At 74.4% G+C, this 19,487-nt stretch carries 19 protein-coding genes; 10 read left to right on the plus strand and 9 right to left on the minus strand.

What is annotated here, in order from left to right:
* Positions 1-3 precede the first annotated feature (3 nt).
* Positions 4-408 (minus strand): MmcQ/YjbR family DNA-binding protein, encoded by a 405-nt coding sequence (locus tag D450_RS0118310; RefSeq protein WP_017540107.1) that lies wholly within the window; start codon positions 406-408, stop codon positions 4-6.
* A gap of 1,032 nt (positions 409-1,440) precedes the next feature.
* Between D450_RS0118310 and D450_RS35755 the strand changes: the two genes are divergently transcribed.
* Positions 1,441-2,385, plus strand: a complete 945-nt coding sequence (locus tag D450_RS35755; RefSeq protein WP_449289472.1) for a 5'-nucleotidase C-terminal domain-containing protein — start codon at positions 1,441-1,443, stop codon at positions 2,383-2,385.
* A gap of 100 nt (positions 2,386-2,485) precedes the next feature.
* Here the strand turns inward: D450_RS35755 and D450_RS0118320 are convergent, their stop codons facing one another.
* From D450_RS0118320 to D450_RS0118330, 3 genes are all read right to left on the minus strand, one after another.
* Positions 2,486-2,821: a hypothetical protein gene (locus tag D450_RS0118320; protein WP_017540109.1), complete on the minus strand. Its 336-nt coding sequence runs from the start codon at positions 2,819-2,821 to the stop codon at positions 2,486-2,488.
* Between the two features lie 71 nt (positions 2,822-2,892).
* Positions 2,893-3,228 carry a YnfA family protein gene (locus D450_RS0118325; protein ID WP_017540110.1) on the minus strand — a complete coding sequence of 112 codons (336 nt, stop codon included), beginning with the start codon at positions 3,226-3,228 and terminating at the stop codon, positions 2,893-2,895.
* Positions 3,229-3,346: 118 nt separating this feature from the next.
* Positions 3,347-4,273: an AEC family transporter gene (locus D450_RS0118330; RefSeq protein ID WP_017540111.1), complete on the minus strand. Its 927-nt coding sequence runs from the start codon at positions 4,271-4,273 to the stop codon at positions 3,347-3,349.
* A 520-nt stretch (positions 4,274-4,793) separates the two neighbouring features.
* On the opposite strand from D450_RS0118330, the gene D450_RS0118340 reads away from it, so the two are divergent.
* The 5 genes from D450_RS0118340 (at position 4,794) to D450_RS31895 (ending at position 8,918) form a co-directional block, all read left to right on the plus strand.
* Positions 4,794-6,029, plus strand: a complete 1,236-nt coding sequence (locus D450_RS0118340) for a styrene monooxygenase/indole monooxygenase family protein (RefSeq protein ID WP_017540113.1) — start codon at positions 4,794-4,796, stop codon at positions 6,027-6,029.
* Between the two features lie 193 nt (positions 6,030-6,222).
* Positions 6,223-6,894: a CDP-alcohol phosphatidyltransferase family protein gene (locus D450_RS0118345; RefSeq protein WP_017540114.1), complete on the plus strand. Its 672-nt coding sequence runs from the start codon at positions 6,223-6,225 to the stop codon at positions 6,892-6,894.
* Between the two features lie 59 nt (positions 6,895-6,953).
* Entirely contained in the window at positions 6,954-7,655 is a 702-nt protein-coding gene (locus tag D450_RS0118350; RefSeq protein ID WP_449289473.1) for a phosphatidate cytidylyltransferase, read from the plus strand.
* Positions 7,652-8,293 carry a lysophospholipid acyltransferase family protein gene (locus D450_RS31890; protein ID WP_051063620.1) on the plus strand — a complete coding sequence of 214 codons (642 nt, stop codon included), beginning with the start codon at positions 7,652-7,654 and terminating at the stop codon, positions 8,291-8,293. The genes D450_RS0118350 and D450_RS31890 overlap by 4 nt, the downstream gene beginning before the upstream one ends.
* Complete coding sequence (locus tag D450_RS31895; protein ID WP_051063621.1) at positions 8,286-8,918, plus strand: hypothetical protein; 633 nt, start codon at positions 8,286-8,288, stop codon at positions 8,916-8,918. The genes D450_RS31890 and D450_RS31895 overlap by 8 nt, the downstream gene beginning before the upstream one ends.
* Positions 8,919-8,972: 54 nt before the next feature.
* Here D450_RS31895 and D450_RS0118360 read toward each other — a convergent pair whose 3' ends face one another.
* The 3 genes from D450_RS0118360 to D450_RS0118370 form a co-directional block, all read right to left on the minus strand.
* Positions 8,973-9,977: an aldo/keto reductase gene (locus D450_RS0118360; protein ID WP_017540116.1), complete on the minus strand. Its 1,005-nt coding sequence runs from the start codon at positions 9,975-9,977 to the stop codon at positions 8,973-8,975.
* 101 nt (positions 9,978-10,078) lie between these two features.
* Positions 10,079-10,948 carry a helix-turn-helix transcriptional regulator gene (locus D450_RS0118365; RefSeq protein ID WP_017540117.1) on the minus strand — a complete coding sequence of 290 codons (870 nt, stop codon included), beginning with the start codon at positions 10,946-10,948 and terminating at the stop codon, positions 10,079-10,081.
* Entirely contained in the window at positions 10,945-11,958 is a 1,014-nt protein-coding gene (locus D450_RS0118370; protein WP_017540118.1) for a GlxA family transcriptional regulator, read from the minus strand. Before D450_RS0118370 ends, D450_RS0118365 begins: the two co-directional genes overlap by 4 nt.
* Positions 11,959-12,028: 70 nt before the next feature.
* On the opposite strand from D450_RS0118370, the gene D450_RS0118375 reads away from it, so the two are divergent.
* A complete protein-coding gene (locus tag D450_RS0118375; protein WP_169541696.1) occupies positions 12,029-13,009 on the plus strand; it encodes an NADP-dependent oxidoreductase in 981 nt (326 codons plus the stop codon).
* 117 nt (positions 13,010-13,126) lie between these two features.
* On the opposite strand, the gene D450_RS0118380 is transcribed toward D450_RS0118375, so the two are convergent.
* Together D450_RS0118380 and D450_RS35240 are read right to left on the minus strand one after the other, a co-directional pair.
* A complete protein-coding gene (locus tag D450_RS0118380) occupies positions 13,127-13,540 on the minus strand; it encodes a hypothetical protein (protein WP_241483203.1) in 414 nt (137 codons plus the stop codon).
* Between the two features lie 50 nt (positions 13,541-13,590).
* Entirely contained in the window at positions 13,591-16,989 is a 3,399-nt protein-coding gene (locus tag D450_RS35240) for an AAA family ATPase (RefSeq protein WP_017540121.1), read from the minus strand.
* Positions 16,990-17,228: 239 nt separating this feature from the next.
* Between D450_RS35240 and D450_RS0118390 the strand changes: the two genes are divergently transcribed.
* From D450_RS0118390 to D450_RS0118400, 3 genes are all read left to right on the plus strand, one after another.
* On the plus strand, positions 17,229-17,939 hold the full coding sequence (locus D450_RS0118390; RefSeq protein ID WP_241483204.1) for a hypothetical protein: 711 nt from the start codon (positions 17,229-17,231) through the stop codon (positions 17,937-17,939).
* 6 nt (positions 17,940-17,945) lie between these two features.
* Entirely contained in the window at positions 17,946-18,554 is a 609-nt protein-coding gene (locus D450_RS0118395; protein WP_017540123.1) for a hypothetical protein, read from the plus strand.
* A gap of 178 nt (positions 18,555-18,732) precedes the next feature.
* Positions 18,733-19,476, plus strand: a complete 744-nt coding sequence (locus D450_RS0118400) for an MBL fold metallo-hydrolase (RefSeq protein ID WP_017540124.1) — start codon at positions 18,733-18,735, stop codon at positions 19,474-19,476.
* The last annotated feature ends 11 nt before the right edge of the window (positions 19,477-19,487 follow it).

The following is a 19,487-nucleotide window of genomic DNA, read 5'->3' on the forward strand; positions in this document are numbered from 1 at the left end:
GGCTCACGACCCGGCGGCGCCGGGCACCGGGGGCAGGTCCTCGCCCAGGGCGGCCGTGAGCCGGTCGCGGTCGGCCCGGCGCATCCCGGCCACGACGCGCTCATAGGAGTGCCGCAGCATCTCCGCCAGCTCCTCGTCGGGGACGCCGCCGTCGACGGGCACCGTGTTCCAGTGGCGCTTGTTCAGGTGGTAGCCGGGGACCACGGCGGGGAACTGCGCGCGCAGCTCCAGGGCGAGCCCCGGCTCGCACTTGAGGGACACGCGCGCGGGCTGGTCCCCCGACTCGGGCATGAGCAGCGCGAACACCTTCTCGCGCACCTTGTACACGAGGACCCCCGGCCCGAAGGGCTCGGTCTCCCGTGTCTCGGGGAACCACAGCGCCGCATCGATGAACTGCCCTGGTGTCACCGGATCTTCTCCTCCCGATACCTTCCCCCGCCGATACCGCCAGCTTAGAATTCCGGACCGACAGTGCGTATGTAATCGTTTTCCATCGAGAGTGAGCGCATGTCCGACCATCCCCTGCGCCGCGCCGCCGCCCCCGTGGCGCTGCTCACCGCGGCCGCCCTCACGGCCGGTGCCTCCCCCGCGGCCGCGGACCCGGGCCGCGGCCTGGGACCGGGCCACGGCCCCGACGGCCGCAAGGCCGACTACACCCTGACCGTGCTGCACGCCAACGACCTCGAATCCGCCCTGCTCGGCGCACCCGCCGACCCCGACTACGGCGGGGCCGNCGCCGCCCGCTTCACCTCGCTGGTCGAGGACCTGCGGGCGGCGGAGTCCTCCCCCAGGGCCGCCCGCCCCGGCGAGTCCAAGCGCCGCGGCGTGGTCACCCTCTCGTCCGGGGACATGTACCTGGCCGGCCCCGAGCTCTCCGCGGCCCGCCAGGAAGGGGCGCCCTTCTACGACGCCGTGGCCGCGGCCCACACGGACTGGGACGCCATCGCCTTCGGCAACCACGAGTTCGACTTCGGCCCCGACTTCTACGCCGACTACATCGAGGCCTACCGCGACGCCGGGGGCGAGGCGCCCTTCCTGTCGGCCAACGCCGACGTGTCCGGTGAGGAGCGCCTGGCGGAGCTGGCCGGCGAAGGCGCCATCGTCCCCAGCACCGTCCTCAGGGAGCGCGGCGAGGAGATCGGCGTCGTCGGGGCGATCACTCCTGAGCTGCCGTCCATCTCCAGCCCCAGGGACGTCACCATCGACCCCGACCTGCGCGCCTCCGTCCAGGGCGCGGTCGACGACCTCACCGACGACGGCGTCGACAAGGTCATCCTCCTCTCGCACCTGCAGGGGATCGGCAACGAGCGCGCGCTGGTGCACGAACTCCGCGACGTCGACATCGTCATCGCGGGAGGCGGCGGCGAGGTCCAGGCCGGCCCGGACACCCCGCTGGTCCCCGGAGACACCGTGACCGAGGACCCCGGGACCGGCGAGCCCATGGGCTACCCCCTCTGGGTGGACGACTCCGGCGGCGCGCAGGTGCCGGTCGTCCAGGCCAACTCCGACTACAAGTACGTCGGACGGCTGGTCGCCGACTTCGACTCGGACGGGGAACTGATCGGCGTCGCCGACCGCTCGGGGCCGGTGCGCGTCTCGGGCACCGGCGGCGACGCGGTCGAACCGCACCCGGCCGTCCAGAAGGAGGTGCACGAACCCGTCCAGGCCTACGTGGACGACCTGGCCGAGCAGGTGGCCGCCGACTCCGAGGTCCCGCTGAACGGGGTCCGCGATCCGGGCGTGCGCACCCGGGAGACCAACCTGGGGAACCTGGTCGCCGACGCCGTGCTGGCCGCCGCACGCGCCAAGGCCGGGGAGTACGGGGTCCCCGAACCGCAGATCGCCCTGCAGAACGGCGGCGGCATCCGGAACAACTCGGTCATCCCCGCCGGCCCGGTGAGCGAACTGGACACGTTCTCCATCGTCCCGTTCACCAACCAGGTCGCGGTCGTCCCCGAGATCCCGCGGACGCAGGTCAAGGAGCTGCTGGAGAACGGGGTGTCCCGCATGCCCGCGGCCGACGGCAGGTTCGCCCAGGTCGCCGGGGTCTCCTTCGACTACGACGCCTCCCGCACCGCCCAGGAGCTCGACGACGACGGGAACGTGCTCACCGAGGGCGAGAGGGTGCGCGAGGCCGAGCTGGCCGACGGAACGCCGATCGTCCGCGACGGGGAGGTGGTCGACGGCCCGCCGATCACCGTGGCCACCGTGGACTTCTCGGCCGCGGGCGGCGACCAGTACCCGTTCCGCGGCGCCGACTACACCGTGGTGGGCACGGTGCACCAGCAGGCGCTCTCGGAGTACCTGCGCGAGGACCTGGACGGCACCGTCACCGCCGAGGACTATCCCGAGGGCGGCGCAGGGCGCATCACCCGACTGGACTGACCGCACGCGCGCTGAGGGGCCGGGAGACGGGCCCTCAGGCGATGAGGACGGCGGGGCGCGGAACCCTCCGCGCCCCGCCGGCGCATGCACCCCTGCGGGATCAGGACGTGAGCCTGTCCCTGAGGTAGCGCAGGGCCGCGGTCCATTCACCGCAGGCCTCGGCGTCACCCCCGCAGGCCGTGATGAACGCTCCTACCAGGGCAACGGTGGGCATCGCCCTTCCGGCGAGCGTGGAGCGGAAGCGCTGGGCGGTGCACACCCCGCCCGAGCGGTGCTCCATCTCTTCGAACGTGGGGTCGCCTGCACGTGCCCGGTAGTCGCGCATGGCCTGGAGGAATTCCGCCGTCGTGGTGGCCGCGTACGGGTTGATGTACTCAGCGGCGCCGGTGTTCCGAACGCCTGTGGGGGAACCGAAATGGGGGTCGAGGGGCACCATCGCACCTCCGGGAGGATGAAGAGTGCGGCTATCAGCGGAATCGTTCTCGGCTCAACGTCCGGAAAACACGATCAGTTCCCCCGCGGGGCGTACATGATGACCGCGACGCCGAGAAGACAGATCACTGCTCCCGCAATGTCCCAGCGGTCCGGCCGGAACCCGTCCACGACCATTCCCCACGCCAGTGAACCGGCGACGAAGACGCCCCCATAGGCGGCCAGGATGCGTCCGAAGTGGGCATCGGGCTGCAGAGTCGCCGCGAACCCGTACAGCCCCAGGGCGATCACCCCCGCCCCGATCCACAGCAGCCCCTTGTGCTCCCTGACCCCCTGCCATACGAGCCAGGCCCCGCCGATCTCGAAGAGCGCGGCGACGGCGAAAAGGGCGACGGATTTCAGGACGGTCATGGGTTCCTTCCCAGGGCGGCGGGGCGACCATGGTAGGACCGGCGACGCCCGGCCACATCCAGGCGCGCTCTGATGCGCTCTCAGGTGCCCTCAGGCGCCGGGCAGCGCGGACGCGCGCTCACCCGTGCAGCAGGGCGATGCCCACCAGGACGGGCAGGGTGGCGATGGTCGACAGCAGGACGGCCTCGCGCACCATCGTGGTGGCCGCCCCGTACCGCGAGGCGTAGGTGAACACGTTCTGCGCCGTCGGCAGTGCGGCCAGGACGACGACGGCGAACAGCATCTCCCCGTCCAGGTGGAACAGCCACGTCCCGATCGCCCAGGCGGCCGCGGGCTGCAGGAGCGTCTTCAGCACGACCGCCAGGACCACGGGCCCGCGCTCCGGGCTGCGCCCGGGCAACGGGCTGCCGTGCAGGGAGATGCCCAGCGCCAGCAGCACGGCGGGCACCGACATCGACCCCACGAGCTCGAACGGCTGCATGAGCGGGTCGGGGACGGTCAGCCCTGAGAGCGCGACCGCCACGCCCGCCAGGGACGCCACGGCGATCGGATTGCGGAGCGGAGTGGTCAGGACCGTCAGCACGCCGACGCGCTCCCCGGGGCTCCGCGACCCCGCGTCCAGCAGGGTGACCGCGATCGGAGTGACCACGAGCTGCTGCAGGAGCAGCACAGGCGCCACCAGGGCGGCGTCCCCCAGGACGTAGGAGGCGATGGGGATGCCCAGGTTGCCCGCGTTCACGTACGCCGAGCACAGGGCCCCCATCCCGGCCGTCCTCGCGCCCCAGCGGCGGACCACCGCGACGGCGACGAAGAGGGCCGCGGCCGCCGCCATGCTCAGGGCGGTGACCGCCAGCGGGGCGGAGAAGAGCACGGAGGGGTCGGACCCGGACAGGATGGTGAACAGCAGCGCCGGGGTGGCCACGGAGAAGGCGACCCTGGTCAGCACCTCCCGCCCGTTGGCCCCGAGCGCATCGCTGCGGCCGAGCACGTACCCGGCGGCGATGATGCTCGCGATGACCCCGAAGCCCGTGATGACACCGCCCATGCCGCCTCCACGGTCCCGACGCTCCCCGAACGCGGTCGACGGTATCCAACAGGGCGCGGCCCCCAAGCCGCGGCCCTGCGTGGCCGCGGTCACGTGTGCCCGTGGTCACCACGCCGAACCCCGGGGGCCGAACGCGCCCGCGCGCGAGGCGATCTATGCTCGGAGGCGACAGCGCCGGGGCGGCAAGCGCGGGACACGGCCCGCTCCCCGGCCGCAGGTCAGAACAACGGAGGACAACACCTATGGTCGGTACCGTCGCCGCCGTGCTGATGTTCGTCAGCCTTCCGCTGATGCTCATCGCCGGGATCCTCGGCACCTTCTTCACCAAGACCTACGACGGCCCCAAGACCGACCGCTGAGCCACCGGGGCGCCCGCCTCGTCGACCGAGGCGCCCCCGGCGGACGACGGCGGCGGCCGCCTCGCTCCGCTCGGCCCGCCGGACCCTGTCCGGCGGGCCTTGACGTGCCCCCTCTCCTCCCCACACTCCCCAATTGCGGTCCTTCCAACGACGGGAGCGGCATGCGCAAGATCCTCATCGTCGGCGCCGGGCAGTCCGGCCTCCAACTGGCGCTCGGCCTGCGCGACGATGGCTACGACGTCACCCTGCTCACCCTGCAGTCCCCCGCCGACCTGCGCTCGGGGCGGGTGATGTCCACCCAGTGCCTGTTCGGGGACGCCCTGCGGCGCGAGCGCCGCCGGCGCCTGGCGTTCTGGGGGCCCACGGCACCGGCGATCACCGGCGTGGCGATGAGCGTCGCCGACACGCACGGTGCTCTGGACACCCAGTGGACGGGGGCCCTGCGCGAGCCCGCCCAGTCGGTCGACCAGCGCGTGAAGATGGCCGCCTGGCTGGAGGAGTTCGAGCGCCGCGGGGGCCGCACCGTCCTGCACGGGGCCACGCTCTCGGACCTGCAGTGGTTCAGCTCCTCCTACGACCTCGTGGTGCTGGCCACGGGCAAGAGCGAGCTGGCGGGGCTCTTCCCCGTCGATACCGAGCGCACCCGCTTCGACGCCCCTCAGCGCACCCTGGCCCTGGCCTACCTGCGCGGCATGGAGGACCACCCGTCCGGGAAGGTGCTGCACCGCACCTGTGTGCCGGGGGTCGGCGAGGTGCTCGCGGTCCCCTCCCTCACCCTGACCGGGCCCTGCCACGCCCTGCTGGTGGAGGCCGTGCCCGGCGGCCCCATGGACCTGCCCGTGCCGAGCTGGCGCCGGACCGGCGACGTGCTGGAGGGCGTGCTCTCGGTCATGCGCGACCACGCCCCGTGGATGTACGAGCGCTGCCTCGACGTGGAGCTGACCGACGCGATGGCCGAAGCACGCGGCGGCTACACCCCGCACGTGCGCAAGCCCGTGGGGCACCTGCCCGGCGGAGGGGCCGTGCTGGGCATGGGGGATGCGATCGTGGCCAACGACCCGATCACCTCTCAGGGGGCCAACGCCGCCTCGGCCTGTGCGGAGAGCTACCGGCGCGCCATCGTCGACCACGGCATGCGCCCGTTCGACGAGGACTTCATGAACGCCGCGTTCGCCTCCTACTGGAGGCACGCCCGCCATGTGACGGCGTGGAGCGAGGTCATGCTGAAGGGTCCCCCGCACGTGTGGGAGGTCCTCCGAGCGGCCGGGAGCGACCAGGGGCTGGCCGACAGGTTCGCCGAGGCCTTCGAGGACCCCGCCGACCTGATCACCTGGTTCCTCCACCCCGAACGGGCCTACGCCTACGTGGACGCCCTGAGCCGCTCCGGGAGCCCGTGACGGAGCAGGCCGAGGGAAACGGGCGACACCGTCACAGAGAATTGCGTTGCTCTCGGGGAAGTCGGCCTTGTACCGGCCGGTATAACCCCGACTTCCCTGAAGAGCGTCGACGCGGGTACTGAGTAGCTCTACTCAGGGCGCCTGAGCTTCGGCGACGATGCCGCGGAAGCCCCCTTCGGGCGAGTCTGTCGGCATGGACGGACTCTACGCACTCAAGCCCTGGTTCGCCGACCGTCTGGCATCGGTCCGCCGGGCGCTGGTCGCCCGGGGCGTGGCCCCCTCGGTGCTCACCTGGGGCGGGGTCGCGTTCGGCGGCGCCGCCGGGGCGGTGGTCGCCGCGGTGCCGCCCGGCCCGCTGTGCGCCGGCGCCGTCGCCGCGCTGCTGGTCGCCCGGCTCGCCTGCGCCAACCTGGACGGGGGCGTCGCCCGGGAGAGCGGGCGCAGCACCCGCGCCGGCGCCGTCGACAACGAGGTGGGCGACCGCGTGGCCGAGTTCGCGGTGCTGGCCGGGTGCCTGGCCGCCTACCCGGCCGCGCCGGTGCTGGGCGCCGCGCTCGCGGCGACCCTGCCCTCCTGGGTGTCCCTGGCGGGCGCCGCCGCCGGAGCGCCGCGCCTGCAGGGCGGCCCCTCGGGCAAGACCGAGCGCTGCGCCCAGTTCGTGCTGCTGGCCCTGACCGGGTTCACGGCCCTGGTCTTCCCTCTGATGATCGCGGGGTCGCTGGTCACGGCCGCCGTCCGGCTGGTCCGCGTCCGACGGGCGCTGCGGGCCCTGGACACGGCGGGCCCGGCGGACGCCGGGGGCACGACGGGCGCCGCGAACACCGCGGATACTGCGGGCGCCGCGACGGCCGGGGGCCGACGGTGATCGGCGCGGTGGAGGCGGCCCCCTATGTGGCCGGGGCCCTGGGGGTGAGCGGCGCGGGGGTGTGGCTCTCGCGCCGGCGCGAGCTGGTCCGGCGCTGGGCCAGCTGGGCGGTGATCGCCCCGGTGGCCGGCGGCGCGTTCGCCCTCGGCGCCCCGGCGACCGCCGTGCTCGCCGCGGCCATCGCCGCCGTCGCCATGGCCGAGTACGGACGCATGGCCGGCCTGCGCGCCCCCGAGACCGCCGTGGCCGCCGCAACCGTGGCGGCACTGCCCCTGGTCGCCTGGCTGGCGCCGGAGCAGCTGTGGCGTGCGGCCGCCGCCGGGGCGCTCGCCGCCGCGCTGGTCCCGGTGGCGGCCGGGGACACCGCGACCGGGGCGCACCGCTCCTGCCGCGCCGTGTTCGGCGTGGTGTGGCTGTCGGCCCCCGCCGGCCTGGTGCTGCTCGGCCCGGCCGCGTTCGCGCTGTGCGCGGCGGTCGCCGCCGCCGACGTCGGCGGCTGGGTCGGCGGGGNCAAGCGCTGGGGCGGCGTCGTCGCCGGCGCCGCCGCCGGTATCGCCGTGCTGGCGCTGCTCGGTGCGCTCACGCCCGGCCTGGCGGTGGCGGTCGCCGTCGCCGCACCCCTCGGCGACCTCCTCGAATCCCTGGTCAAGCGGGACGCGGGGGTCAAGGACGCCGGCGGCTGGCTGCCCGGCATGGGCGGCCTGCTGGACCGCGTCGACTCGCTCCTGCTCGCCCTTCCCGTCGGATTGGTGCTGTCATGAACGGAACACCCGCCTCTCCTCTCTCCTCCGGCGCCGTCGGCCGCGCCGTCCTCTGGCGGCTGGCCCTGTCGGCCACCGGGGGCTTCCGCACCGTCGGCCGGCCCCCAAAGGGCCCCTGCGTCCTGGTGGCCAACCACTCCTCGCACGCGGACACGGCCGCGCTGATCGCCGCCCTGCCCGCCCGGACGAACCCCGCCGTCGCGGCGGCAGGCGACTACTGGTTCGCCCACGGCCCGCGCTCCTGGGCCGCCAAGGCACTCACCGGGGCGTTCCCCGTCCGGCGGAACGGCGGCGGGTGTGCGGACCTCCTGGCCGCGCGTGCGGTGCTGGATGCAGGGCGCCCGGTGATCGTCTACCCGGAGGGGACGCGTTCGGTCGACGATGACCTGGGCCGCTTCCACTCCGGGGCGGCCCGGCTCGCCGCCCATGCGGGGGTCCCCCTCGTGCCGGTGGCGATCGATGGCACGCGCGCGCTGCTTCCCAAGGGCGGCGGCATCACCCGCACCCGTGTGACGGTGCGGTTCGGCACGCCTGCCGAGGGGACCGGAGCCGCGAGGGAACAGATCAGTCGGATGCTCGCCGGGATCCGGGGGCGGACCGAAGAGAAGAGTACGGGAGGGGACCGGACCCATGCGTGAGCCGCGTGCAGCCGAACCGCTGAAGGCCGAACCGCTGAAGAAGGGCGCCCGTGCGGCCGACGACTCCGCGCTCCGCGTGCGGGCGGCGCGGCTGGCCAGGTCGCCGTATGGAACCGCCCTGGCGGCGGGGTGGGGCTTCGCCGAAGCCCTGTCGTGGCCGGTGCTCCCCGAGGTGGCCCTGGCGGCGCTGTGCGTGGCCGACCCCCGGTCGGGGCCGCGGCTGGCGGCGTCCGCCGCCGCGGGAAGCGTCGCCGGGGGCGCCGCGGCCTACGGCCTCGCGCGCGCGGGCGTGGACGTCCCCGCGCCGCTGACCACCGACAGGATGCGCACGGCCGTTGCGGAGCAGATGGCGGCCGAAGGCCCGCGCGGGGTACGCCACCAGCCGCTGGCGGGCATCCCCTACAAGCTGTACGCGGCCCGGGCCGGGCGCGACGGCCTCGGAGCGGCCGGATTCGCCAAGGCGAGCGCCCGGGCCCGGGGCACCAGGATCCTCACCGCCGGCCTGGCCCTGTCGGCCTTCGGCGCCGCCGCCCGCGGCCGGCGGCGCCACTACCCGGCCTACCTGGCGGCCGTGGGCGCGGGGTTCACCGGAGCGCTGACCCTGATCGTCCGCGGATGGCGCTGAGGCGGTGCCGGGGGCGGCCCCAAGGGGCCGGGCCGCCCCCCCTGATACCGCCGGTCAGTACCGGGATCCGACGGGCGCGGGGACGGCGTCCAGCTCGCGCAGGTCCTCCTCGGTGAGGTCGACGCCGGCGGCGCCGATGTTGTCCTTCAGGTAGCGCATCTTCTTGGTGCCCGGGATCGGGATGACGTGCTCCCCTTGGGCCAGGGTCCAGGCGATCGCGATCTGCGCCGGCGTCGCGCCCTTGCGCCCGGCCACGCGCTTGACCACGTCGACGATGCGCATGTTCTGCTTCATGGCCTCTTCCTGGAAGCGCGGTTGCGCTGACCGGAAGTCCCCGTCCTCGATGGAGGAGGTGCTGACGGCGCCGGTGAGGAACCCGCGCCCCAACGGGGAGAAGGGGACGAAGGCGGCCCCGTTCTCGGCGCACCAGCCGACCACGTCGCCGGGCCCGTCGCTCCCGGCGCGGCCGCCCCCGCCACCGGCCGTGCCGCCTTCGGCTCCCTGGGCGTCGCGCGTCCACAGCGACAGCTCCGACTGGACGGCCGCGACGGGGTGGATCCCCTGCGCCTCCGCCGCCTGGGCCCGGGTGACCTCCGAGAGCCCCAGGTAGCGCACCTTGCCCTCGTCCACCAGCTCGGCCATCGCTCCCCAGGTCTCGGCCAGCGGGACCTCGGGGTCGATCCGGTGCAGGTAGTACAGGTCGATGGTGTCGGTCCCCAGGCGCCGCAGGCTCTCCTCCGCGGAGCGCTTGACGTGCTCGGGCCGCCCGTCGCGCTTGAGCGTGTAGCTCGCGGCGTCCTCGACGGCCAGGCCGGTCTTGGTCGCCAGGACGACCTGCTCGCGGATCCCCTTCAGCGCCCGGCCGAGCAGGTCCTCATTGTGGCCGGAGCCGTAGACCTGGGCCGTGTCGATGAAGGAGACCCCCATGCCGACGGCGTTGCGGATCAGCTCCACAGACCCCGCGTCATCCCGCTCCGAGGCCGAGTAGCCCCAGCTCATCCCCATCAGGCCGAGGCCGACCGCCCCGACGTCGTGCCCTTGGAATCCTCGCGTGCGCATTGCGGACGTGTCGTTCATGGGTTCAGCATGGCGCGGCCCCCGTGTGCCAGGTAGCCCCTGACGGTCCTGACACTGGCAGTGTCAGGCTCGGTCGGGTTCGCTCAGGCCCGCCCCGCCGTGGCAAGGCGCCCGGACGCCGCGAGGCGTTCCAGCGCCTCCTCCGTGCCCGTCCCGGGGCGGGGGTTGTACAGCACCAGGAAATGCCCCGGAAGCTCGGGTACACCGAGCATCGTCGCCTCGAACACCAGGTCGCCGACGTCGGGGTGGACCAGCGCCTTGACGGCGCGGGTCGCGGCGGCGACCTCGTGGCGCTCCCACAGCTCGGCGAACTCCGCGCTCACCGACATCAGGTCCGCGGCGATCCTGGAGAACTCCGGGTCGTCCGGGTGGCGCGCGGCGTCCGCGCGGAAGCGGGCCACGACCCGGGGCGCCGCGGCAGACCACTGGCGGGCCAGCGCCCGGTAGCGGGCGCTGGTGAAGAAGGTGACCAGGCAGTTGTGGTCGCCGTCGCCGTACCCCAGGACCTCGGCGGTGGCGTCGTTGATCGCCGCCAGGTTCCAGTACCGGTCGCGGATGTAGGCGGGCCGGGGCGACCAGGACTCCAGCACCCGGACGAGCTCGTCGGGGACGCGGGCGCCCGGCTCGGCCGCGGCCTGCGGCGGGTTGAGCCCGGACAGCAGGTAGAGGTGCTCGCGTTCGGCCGCGTCCATGCGCAGCGTCCGCGCGAGGGCGTCCAGGACCCCGCCGGAGACGTTGATGTCGCGCCCCTGCTCCAGGCGGGTGTACCAGGACACCCCCACCCCGGAGAGCACGGCCACCTCCTCGCGGCGGAGCCCGGGGGTGCGGCGCCGGCCCGCCGCCGGCATCCCCACGTCCTCGGGGGTGAGGCGGGCGCGGCGGGAGCGCAGGAACCCCCGCAGTTCATCGCGGCGGCGGAGGACGGGGTCGGCGGGCGGCGGCGCGGCGCTCATGCCTCCACGATAGTCCGCCGCGCCGGACCCGCCCCCGGGGCGGCGCCGTCCCGCTCGGGGCCGCCCGGGGAGGCGGCGCGGAACGTCCGCCGGTAGGCCAGCGGCGCGACGCCGATGGCGGCGTGCAGGTGCCGCCGCAGGGAGGCGGCGGTGGCGAAGCCGACATCGGCGGCGATCCGGTCCACCGGCAGGTCGGTTCCCTCCAGCAGGTCCCGGGCGCGGGCGACGCGCTGGGCGGTGAGCCACCGCCCCGGGCTGGTCCCGGTCTCCTGCCGGAAGCGGCGGGCGAAGGTGCGCTCGCTCATCCGCGCGTGCCGGGCCAGTTCGGCCGCGGAGAGCGGCCGGTCCAGGCGCCGCAGCGCCCACTCGCGGGTCGCCGAGGTGCCGGCCTCGCCGTCCTCGGGGACGGGGCGCTCGATGTACTGGGCCTGCCCTCCGTCGCGCCAGGGCGGGACCACGCAGGCCCGCGCCGCCCGGTTGGCGGCCTCGGCGCCGTGGTCCCGGCGCAGGAGGTGGAGGCAGGCGTCGACCCCCGAGGCGGCCCCGGCTGAGGTGAGCACGCGCCCCTCGTCCACGAAGAGCACGTCGGGGTCGACCTCCACGCGCGGGTAGAGGCGGCGCATGAGGTCGGCCTGGTGCCAGTGGGTGGCCGCGCGCCTCCCGTCGAGCAGCCCCATCGAGGCCAGCAGGAAGGAGGCCGTGCAGATCGACACCAGCCGCGCCCCGGGGCGCATCCTGTCCAGCACCTCGACCGCCTCGGCCGGGGGCTCGCCGGTCTGCAGCAGGGACGACAGGTCGAAGGGCGGGATGATGACGGTGTCGGCCTCCGCGACCGCTTCAGGGCCGTGTTCCAGGGCGATCGCGAAGTCCTCGCGGGTGGGGACGCTCCCGGCGCCCGTGCCGCACGTGACGACCTCGTACAGGCGGCCCAAGGCCCCGAAAACCCGCGCGGGGATCCCCAGCTCGAAGGGGTAGACGCCGGGGAGCGCGAGAACGGCCACGTGGTGCATGGCAGGATCGTATCGGATGTTGGCGTTTCCGCCATTCCCTTCTCCCGCGTCCTGCGCCACTCTGGTGTCCATGAGCAACGACACGACGACGAGGCCGGAGATCCCGGCGACCATGCGGGCGGTCTCCCAGGACGTTCACGGCGACCCGGAAGTACTGCACCTTGTGGAGAAGGAGGTCCCCTCCCCTGGACTGGGCCAGGTCCTGGTGAAGGTGCGCGCGGCCGGCATGAACCCGACCGACTACAAGCACCGCAGCGGCCGGCGGTTCCTCGGCGATCCGCCGTACGTCCTGGGCTGGGACGTATCCGGCGTCGTGGTGGCGGCCGGTATCGGGGTGACCCTGTACCGGCCGGGCGACGAGGTGTTCGGCATGCTGCCCTACGCCTACGGCGCGGGCTCGCACGCCGAGTACGCGGTGGGGCCGGCCCGGGCCTTCGCCCCTAAGCCGTCCTCGCTGGACCATGTGCACGCCGCGGCGGTGCCGCTGGCCGCGCTCACCGCCTGGCAGGCCCTGGTCGACACCGCCGACCTGAAGGCCGGGCAGAAGGTGCTGGTGCACGCCGCCGCCGGAGGGGTGGGACACTTCGCGGTCCAGATCGCCAAGGCGCGCGGCGCCTACGTCGTCGGGACCGCCAGCGCGCCCAAGCACGACTTCGTCAAGAGCCTGGGCGCCGACGAGGTCATCGACTACCGGGAGCAGGATTTCGCCGAGGCCGTGAGCGGGGCCGATGTCGTCCTGGACACGGTGGGCGCGGACACCGCGCCGCGGTCGCTGGAGGTCCTCAGGCCGGGCGGGATCGTGGTCAGCATCCTGCCCACCGGAACCGACCGTCTGGCCTCCGAGGCCCGCGAGCGCGGCGTGCGGGGCACGGAGATGGTGGTCGAGCACGACCAGGCGGGGATGCGCGCCATCGGCGCCCTTGCGGACTCCGGCGCCCTGCGCCCGGAGATCGCCGGCGTCTTCCCGCTGGAGAAGGCCGCCGACGCCCACCGCGAGGGCGATACCGGCCGCGTCCAGGGCAAGCTGGTGCTGTCGGTGTCCGACCACTGATCCGACGGCCGCCCTGCGGCTGATCCGACGGACGGCTCGAAGGCGTACCGGATGGCCGGCCCGAGGACCGGCCCGGCCGCCGCGGGCCCGACGCCGGGGCGTCCGCGGCGGCCCCGGTCAGGTGATGGCGCCGGCCAGGGCCGTCGCGAGCACGGCGGCCCCGGCCGCCGCGCACATCAGCCAGCGGATGCGCGCACGCTCGTGCAGGGACACCAGGACGCTGCTGATCAGGAGGATCAGGCATCCCGCCCACAGCCCGTGGGCGAACCAGGGCAGGGTCTCGATGTAGTCCGGGAGCACGGACGTGACCAGGGGCGCGCCGGGGACGGAGTGGCCCCGCAGGTAGGCGGCGGCGAGCACCGCGGCGGGAAGGCCCGCGCCGCACACCGCCAGCGGCACCCGCCAGGGCCGCCCGCGCACCCCGCCCCCGGCCGGGGGACCGGATCCGTGCTGCTCGGGGCCGTGCTGCTCAGGGCCGTGCCGCTCGGAGCCGCACCTCTGGGGACCTCGGCGAAGACTCGACGCCCGCACCTCTTCCGCCTGCTCTCTGTGAGTGGTCGTGCTGGGGACGGAACGCCACCTTATCGCCGCCCGAGCGTGTACGGACCCCCCTCGGCGGCGGTGTCCGAAGTCGCCCCCGCACCGGGCGCGACGTCCTCGGGGAGCAGGTTCTGCAGCTCTTCGAGCGTGGGCTCCCGTCCGTCCGAGGCCTGCTGCTCGATCCGGTGCGAGTGGCGGGCGACGCCGTCCTCGAAGAGCTTGCGGATCTCGCGTGCGTTGCCGGTGGAGAACCGCTCCCGCCCCGCCCGCACGACCGCGGCGACCGCCTCGCGCGTGGCGTCGGGCACCAGGAAGTCCGCGGCGGCCGCCGTGGCGGCGAAGATCTCCACCAGCTCGGCGGGCGTGAACGGGGCGAAGTCCACCGTCCGCGAGAAGCGCGAGGCCAGCCCCGGGTTGGCCGCCAGGAAGTCCCGCATCCGGTCGGTGTAGCCGGCCGCGATCACCACGACCTCGTCGCGGTAGTCCTCCATCAGCTTCAGCAGCGTCTCCACGGCCTCGTGCCCGAAGTCGTTCCCGCCGCCGCGGCCCGCCAGGGCGTAGGCCTCGTCGATGAACAGCACCCCGCCGCGGGCCTTCTCGAACACCTCGCGGGTCTGCTGCGCGGTGTGCCCCACGTAGCGGCCCACCAGGTCGGCGCGGGCGGCCTCCACCACCTGCCCCTGGGCGAGAACGCCCAAAGCGGCCAGCAGCTCGCCGTAGATGCGCGCCACGGTGGTCTTGCCGGTGCCGGGCGGGCCCGCGAAGACCAGGTGGCGCGAGGGCAGCGGGGCCTCCAGGCCGGCGGCCTGGCGGCGCCGCCCGGCCGAGATCAGGCTGGTCACCTCGGCGACCTCGCGCTTGACGCCCTCCAGGCCCACCATGGCCTCCAGGCGCCCCATCAGGGCCTGGGCCTGCCGCTCGTCGCGCGGGGCCCCCACCCGGGCGGTCAGCCCCGGGTCGACGGCGCCCTCCAGGTCCCCCGGCACGATCCGGGTGAGGTCGGCGGCCGACGTGGTGCCGTCGGCGACCAGCCGGCTCGCCTGGCGCTGCACCACGTGCTCGAACATGCGCCGCGCCTCGCGCCCGTTGCCGAAGCTCGCGTCCCGCGTGAGCCCCTGGAAGTGCCGGACCACCAGGTCCCGCACCCCCCGGCCCAGGACGTAGCCCTTGCCCTCGGCCGCGGCCGTGAAGATGGTGGCCAGCTGTTCGGGCGTGTAGTTCTCGAACTCGACCGTGCGCGAGACCCGCGACTTGAGCCCCGGGTTGGCGGCGAGGAACCCGCGCATCTCGTCGGAGTAGCCGGCGAAGACCACGACGACCTCGTCGCGCGCGTCCTCCATCAGCTTGATCATGGCGTCGATGGCCTCCTGGCCGAAGTCGGCGCCGCTGCCGAAGGTGCGGGAGAGCGCGTAGGCCTCGTCGATGAACAGCACGCCGCCGCGGGCGCGCTGGAACAGCTCGGTGGTCTTGCGCGTGGTCTCGCCCAGGTGCTCGCCGACGAGGTCGGCCCGGGAGGCCTCGATGAACCCGCCCTTGTCCAGCACCCCGAGGGACCGCAGGACCTGGCCGTAGATGCGGGCGACGGTCGTCTTCCCGGTGCCGGGCGGGCCGGAGAAGACCAGGTGCCTGCTGAAGTCGAGGCTCGGCAGACCGGCCTCGGCGCGCTTGGCGTTCACCCGGTGCAGGTCCACCAGCGCGCGCACCTCCTTCTTCACCCCCTCCAGCCCGACCATCGCGTCCAGCTCGGCGATGACGTCCTCAAGCGGGCGCACGCCGCCCTCGGCGGGCGGCGCGGCCTGCGCGGGGGGCGCGTTCCGCGCCGGGTCGGCCGCGGCCCGCACCGGCCGCTCGGGCGGGCCCTTCTCGTACTCGGTGTCGTCGACCTGGAGGACGGCGCCGGAGTCGGCGTACAGGTCCCGCTCGCCGTTGCGGCGCAGGGTGCAGCGGAGGAGCCGCAGGCGGCCGCCGCCCTGGACACCGGCGCCGACCCGGTTCGCACCGGTGATGGTGGTGTCCTCGACGGTGGCCGTGCCGCCGTCCATGACCGCGAGGCCGTTCTCGCCCCCGGCGACGGTCGAGTCCTTGACGCTTGCGCGTCCCCCCTCGCCCACGGTGACCCCGTTGGTCCCTCCGCCCAGGACCCTCAGGTCGGCTCCGGAGACCTCGCAGTAGCCCCCCGCTTCGACCATCAGCGCGCTCCGGTGGCAGCGGGAGACGGTCAGCTCTTCGGCCTTGAGCGTGGCGTCCTCCAGCACCCGCACCCCGGCCAATACCCCGGTGATCTCCACCGACCGCAGTGCAGCGCTGCCGTCGCGGGCGATCACCCCGACGTTCGCGCCGGTCCCCGTGACGGTGGCCCGCTCGATGTCCGCGCGCGCTCCGGCCAGACGGATGGCGGGGCTGGGCTCCTGCCCCGCCGGCGCAGGGGAACAGCGCATATCGAAGTCCCGCACCTCGGCACGGGCGTTGTAGAGGTTGAGCCCGACGCCGGACACCTCTCGGAGCCGTGCGCCCTCGACGGTGAGGCGCCCTCCGGCCACCTGGACCGCGTCCCCCGCGGCGCCCTCCACCTCCAGGCCGGATACGCGCGCCTCGCCGGAGTCGACGTGCAGGACGGTGCTCTTGGCGGCCTTGACCCGGCAGTCCCGGAAGGAGGCCTTGGAGTCCTCGGCGACGCGCAGGACCTCCAGCTCGGGGGCGCCCCCCGTGATCCGCAGTCCGGTGAAGGCCGCCGACGACTTCTGCCCCACCCAGACCGCCCGCCCGTGGAGGTCCTCGAACGAGCAGTCGGACACGGACGGGGAGGATCCTCCGACCGCGGCCAGGGCCGGGGCCTCCTCTCCTCCTGCCGAAACGAAGGAGCACTCCGTGATGTCCGGTGCGGCGCGGTCGGCGGCGGCGAGGGCGGGGCCGGGCGCCTCACCGGTGAAGCGGAGGCGGTGCAGCTCGGCGCGGGCCTCCCCCGCCACCTCCAGGGAGGCCTTGTCCAGTTCGGTGCCGACCACGCGGCCGCCCCCGCCGCGCAGCAGCACCGTGCCGCCCGTGATCCGGCAGTTCTCGATGTCGACGGGGGCGGCGTCCGCCATGACCCCGACCGCCAGGTCCAGGGTGCAGTCCATGGCCTTGAACGAGGTCCCGGGGTACAGCTCGATCCCGGGCCGCCCCGGCGCGGGGCCCGCGACGTCGACCCCGTACAGCTCCAGGCGCCCGCTGCGCACCTCGAACACCGAGTCGTCGGCCACTGAGACCGACACCGTCCCCGGGCCCCGGGTCGGCACCACGATCACATGCCGGTCGATGAGGTGCGCGCCGTCGGCCGTGTAGTGCCCCGGGTCCACGTGGAGGTAGAGGTCCATGCCCGCACACGAGGGGTGCCGCAGGATCTCGTCGAGTCCGGAGGCCGCCCCCCGGGCGGACCTCGATACGTGGACCGTGAACATGCATGAACTCCCGAGGGAACAGGTTCGCTTCACCGCCACCGGGGACCGGCACGCCCGCAACGGTATGTTCCGTACGGTATCGCCCCCTCAAGCGCCGTGTTCGGACGATGAGAGACCGTGTCCGGGCCGGGGATGCGGCGTCGGACACGGGTTCGGCCCCGCACGGCGTGCTGCGTAGAATGCCCGCGACTGCGGGCGAGCGGACGCGCCGCTCTCGAAGATCTGGGTTGGAGATCCCGTTGAGTTACCCCCCTTCCACCGGTTCCTCCGGCCAGGGCGGCCGTTCCTACCCCGCGCCGCCTCCCCCTCCGGGATCCGCACCGCCGAAGGGCACGAGCGGCGGGAGCGGCGGCAACAAGGCGCTCGTGGTGGCGGTCGTCTTCCTCGGCTTCGCCGTGCTCGTCGCCGCGGCGGTGGTGTTCGTCGTGGCGGGGCGGGGCGCGGATGAAGGGTCCGCCTCCCAGGACGCCGGCGCCGGCGCGCAGGGAGGCGGGGACGGTGCGGGCGGCGCGGAGGACGCCGCGGCCGGCGAAGGAGAGGCCGAGGGCTCGGCCGAGGAGCCCCAGGAGGACACCGTGGCGTTCGGCCCCGATGAGGAGCTGAGCATCGAGGTCGTCAGCCCCCAGACCTACGTGGACCTGGACGGCGATCCGCCCCTCGTGGTCGAGGACAGGGTCGACGGGTACGACTTCGTCCTGCGCCCGAACATCAACGGTGTGGCGTTCGAGAACTCCGGCGGCGGCATCGCTCCGCTCCCCGAGGGCGGGGAGGCTCCGGACCGAGCGGCCTGCCTGGACGCCGTCGAGACCAACGGGAGCACCGGTACCGGTTTCTCGAACGGCTCCCGCTTCTGCGTCCAGACCGACCAGGGACGCGTGGCCTACATCGAGGCCGTGTCATCGCCGGGCGGAACCGGAACGGCGACCGTGCAGGCCACCGTCTGGGAGTGAGCGCCGGTGAGCGATCCCTACGCGCCGCAGGGGCGGCAGGCGTCGGACATGTGGCAGACCGGCTGGGAGAGCGGCGTCGACCTGCGTGAGGCCCTGCTGTCCGGAATGGAGCTGCCGGAGCTGCCGTTCGTCCCGGTCCGCCTGGAGCCCGGGGAGGTGCCCCACGCCGAGGTGGTGGCCGACTACTCGCGCTTCTACGCCATGGACGTGGCCTATCAGCAGTCCAACGGCCTCTACTTCGGCTCGCCGCTGTTCGTCGCCGCCGGGCTCACGGCGCAGGCCATCGGGAACGCCTCGGCGCGCTCCCGCGCCCAGGCCATGGCCGCGCCCCAGTGGCGGGAGTTCCAGCGCGTCACCGTCTATGTGACCAGTCGGCGCCTGCTGGCCCTCATCGACGGCACCCGGTGGCTCTCCTGGTGGCACGCGGGGAACATGCAGGTCAACCCGGTGCTCGACCAGTGGGCCCTGGTGCAGCTGTTCAACGACACCGAGCCGCTGCGCTGGCAGGGCCCGGCCGTGCCGTGGCTGTCGGTGGCCGTGTCCTACCTGGCCCACGGTCCGGGCCACCTGCTCCACCACCCGGAGTTGGCGCGCCTGGCCATGATCGAGGGCTGAACCGGCGGGGCCGTCCGGGCCGACGGGGCCGACGGGGCCGACGGGGCCGGCGCCGCCGGTACTGCGTCCCCCGGTGCTGCGTCCCCCGGTGCTGCGCCGTCGAGGGCCCGGTGCCCGACGCGCCGCCCCGGTCCGTGGCCGTGGCCGCGGACCCGCGGGCGGGATAGGGTCGCGGTGCATGAGGCTCACGGTTCTGGGCGGGTGCGGTGCCTGGCCGACGGCCGCCCAGGCCTGCAGCGGGTACCTGCTCGTGCACGACGGGTTCCGCCTGCTCATCGACCCCGGGTTCGCGGTCCTTCCGCGGCTGCTGGGGCACGTCCCGCCCGGCGGCGTCGACGCCGTCCTGGTCAGCCACGGCCACCCCGACCACTGCGCCGACCTCGCCCCGCTGCTGCGGGCCCGTGCCTACGCCGACCCGCCCGCGCCGCCGCTGGCCGTGCACGCCCCGCACGGCGCGGTCGACGCCGTCCTCGCGCTGGACCGCGGAACCGCCGTGGACACCGCCTACGACCTGCGCGCGTTCGAGCCCGGGGAGCACTTCACCGTCGGCCCCTTCCTGGCCGAGACCCGGCGGCTGCCGCACCACGTCCCCAACGCCGGCATGCGGCTGACCGCCTCGGGGACGGTCCTGGCCTACACCGGCGACACCGGGCCGAGCCCGCACATCGGCGAGCTCGCCGCGGGGGCCGACCTCCTGCTGTGCGAGGCGACCTTCATCGACCGCGTACCGGTCCTCGAAGCGCCCTACCTGCTGTCCGCGGAGCTCGTCGGCCGGTACGCGGCCCAGGCCGGCGCGGCCCGACTCATCCTTACCCACCTGTGGCCGGGGACGCCCGCGATCGAGGCGGAGAGGGCCGCGGCGAAGGGGTTCCAGGGCCCGACGACCGTCGCCCGCCCCGGGCTGACGGTGCCGCTCCCGTGACCGTGCGGCGC

The sequence above is a fragment of the Nocardiopsis halophila DSM 44494 genome (assembly GCF_000341245.1).
Lineage (GTDB): Bacteria > Actinomycetota > Actinomycetes > Streptosporangiales > Streptosporangiaceae > Nocardiopsis_A > Nocardiopsis_A halophila.

Coding starts and splice junctions, on each gene's coding strand:
- D450_RS35755 (WP_449289472.1), top strand. CDS start 1,441: ATGGGCTACCCCCTCTGGGTGGACGACTCCGGCGGCGCGCAGGTGCCG.
- D450_RS0118320 (WP_017540109.1), bottom strand. CDS start 2,821: ATGGTGCCCCTCGACCCCCATTTCGGTTCCCCCACAGGCGTTCGGAAC.
- D450_RS0118325 (WP_017540110.1), bottom strand. CDS start 3,228: ATGACCGTCCTGAAATCCGTCGCCCTTTTCGCCGTCGCCGCGCTCTTC.
- D450_RS0118330 (WP_017540111.1), bottom strand. CDS start 4,273: ATGGGCGGTGTCATCACGGGCTTCGGGGTCATCGCGAGCATCATCGCC.
- D450_RS0118340 (WP_017540113.1), top strand. CDS start 4,794: ATGCGCAAGATCCTCATCGTCGGCGCCGGGCAGTCCGGCCTCCAACTG.
- D450_RS0118345 (WP_017540114.1), top strand. CDS start 6,223: ATGGACGGACTCTACGCACTCAAGCCCTGGTTCGCCGACCGTCTGGCA.
- D450_RS31890 (WP_051063620.1), top strand. CDS start 7,652: ATGAACGGAACACCCGCCTCTCCTCTCTCCTCCGGCGCCGTCGGCCGC.
- D450_RS31895 (WP_051063621.1), top strand. CDS start 8,286: ATGCGTGAGCCGCGTGCAGCCGAACCGCTGAAGGCCGAACCGCTGAAG.
- D450_RS0118360 (WP_017540116.1), bottom strand. CDS start 9,977: ATGCGCACGCGAGGATTCCAAGGGCACGACGTCGGGGCGGTCGGCCTC.
- D450_RS0118365 (WP_017540117.1), bottom strand. CDS start 10,948: ATGAGCGCCGCGCCGCCGCCCGCCGACCCCGTCCTCCGCCGCCGCGAT.
- D450_RS0118370 (WP_017540118.1), bottom strand. CDS start 11,958: ATGCACCACGTGGCCGTTCTCGCGCTCCCCGGCGTCTACCCCTTCGAG.
- D450_RS0118375 (WP_169541696.1), top strand. CDS start 12,029: ATGAGCAACGACACGACGACGAGGCCGGAGATCCCGGCGACCATGCGG.
- D450_RS35240 (WP_017540121.1), bottom strand. CDS start 16,989: ATGTTCACGGTCCACGTATCGAGGTCCGCCCGGGGGGCGGCCTCCGGA.
- D450_RS0118400 (WP_017540124.1), top strand. CDS start 18,733: ATGAGGCTCACGGTTCTGGGCGGGTGCGGTGCCTGGCCGACGGCCGCC.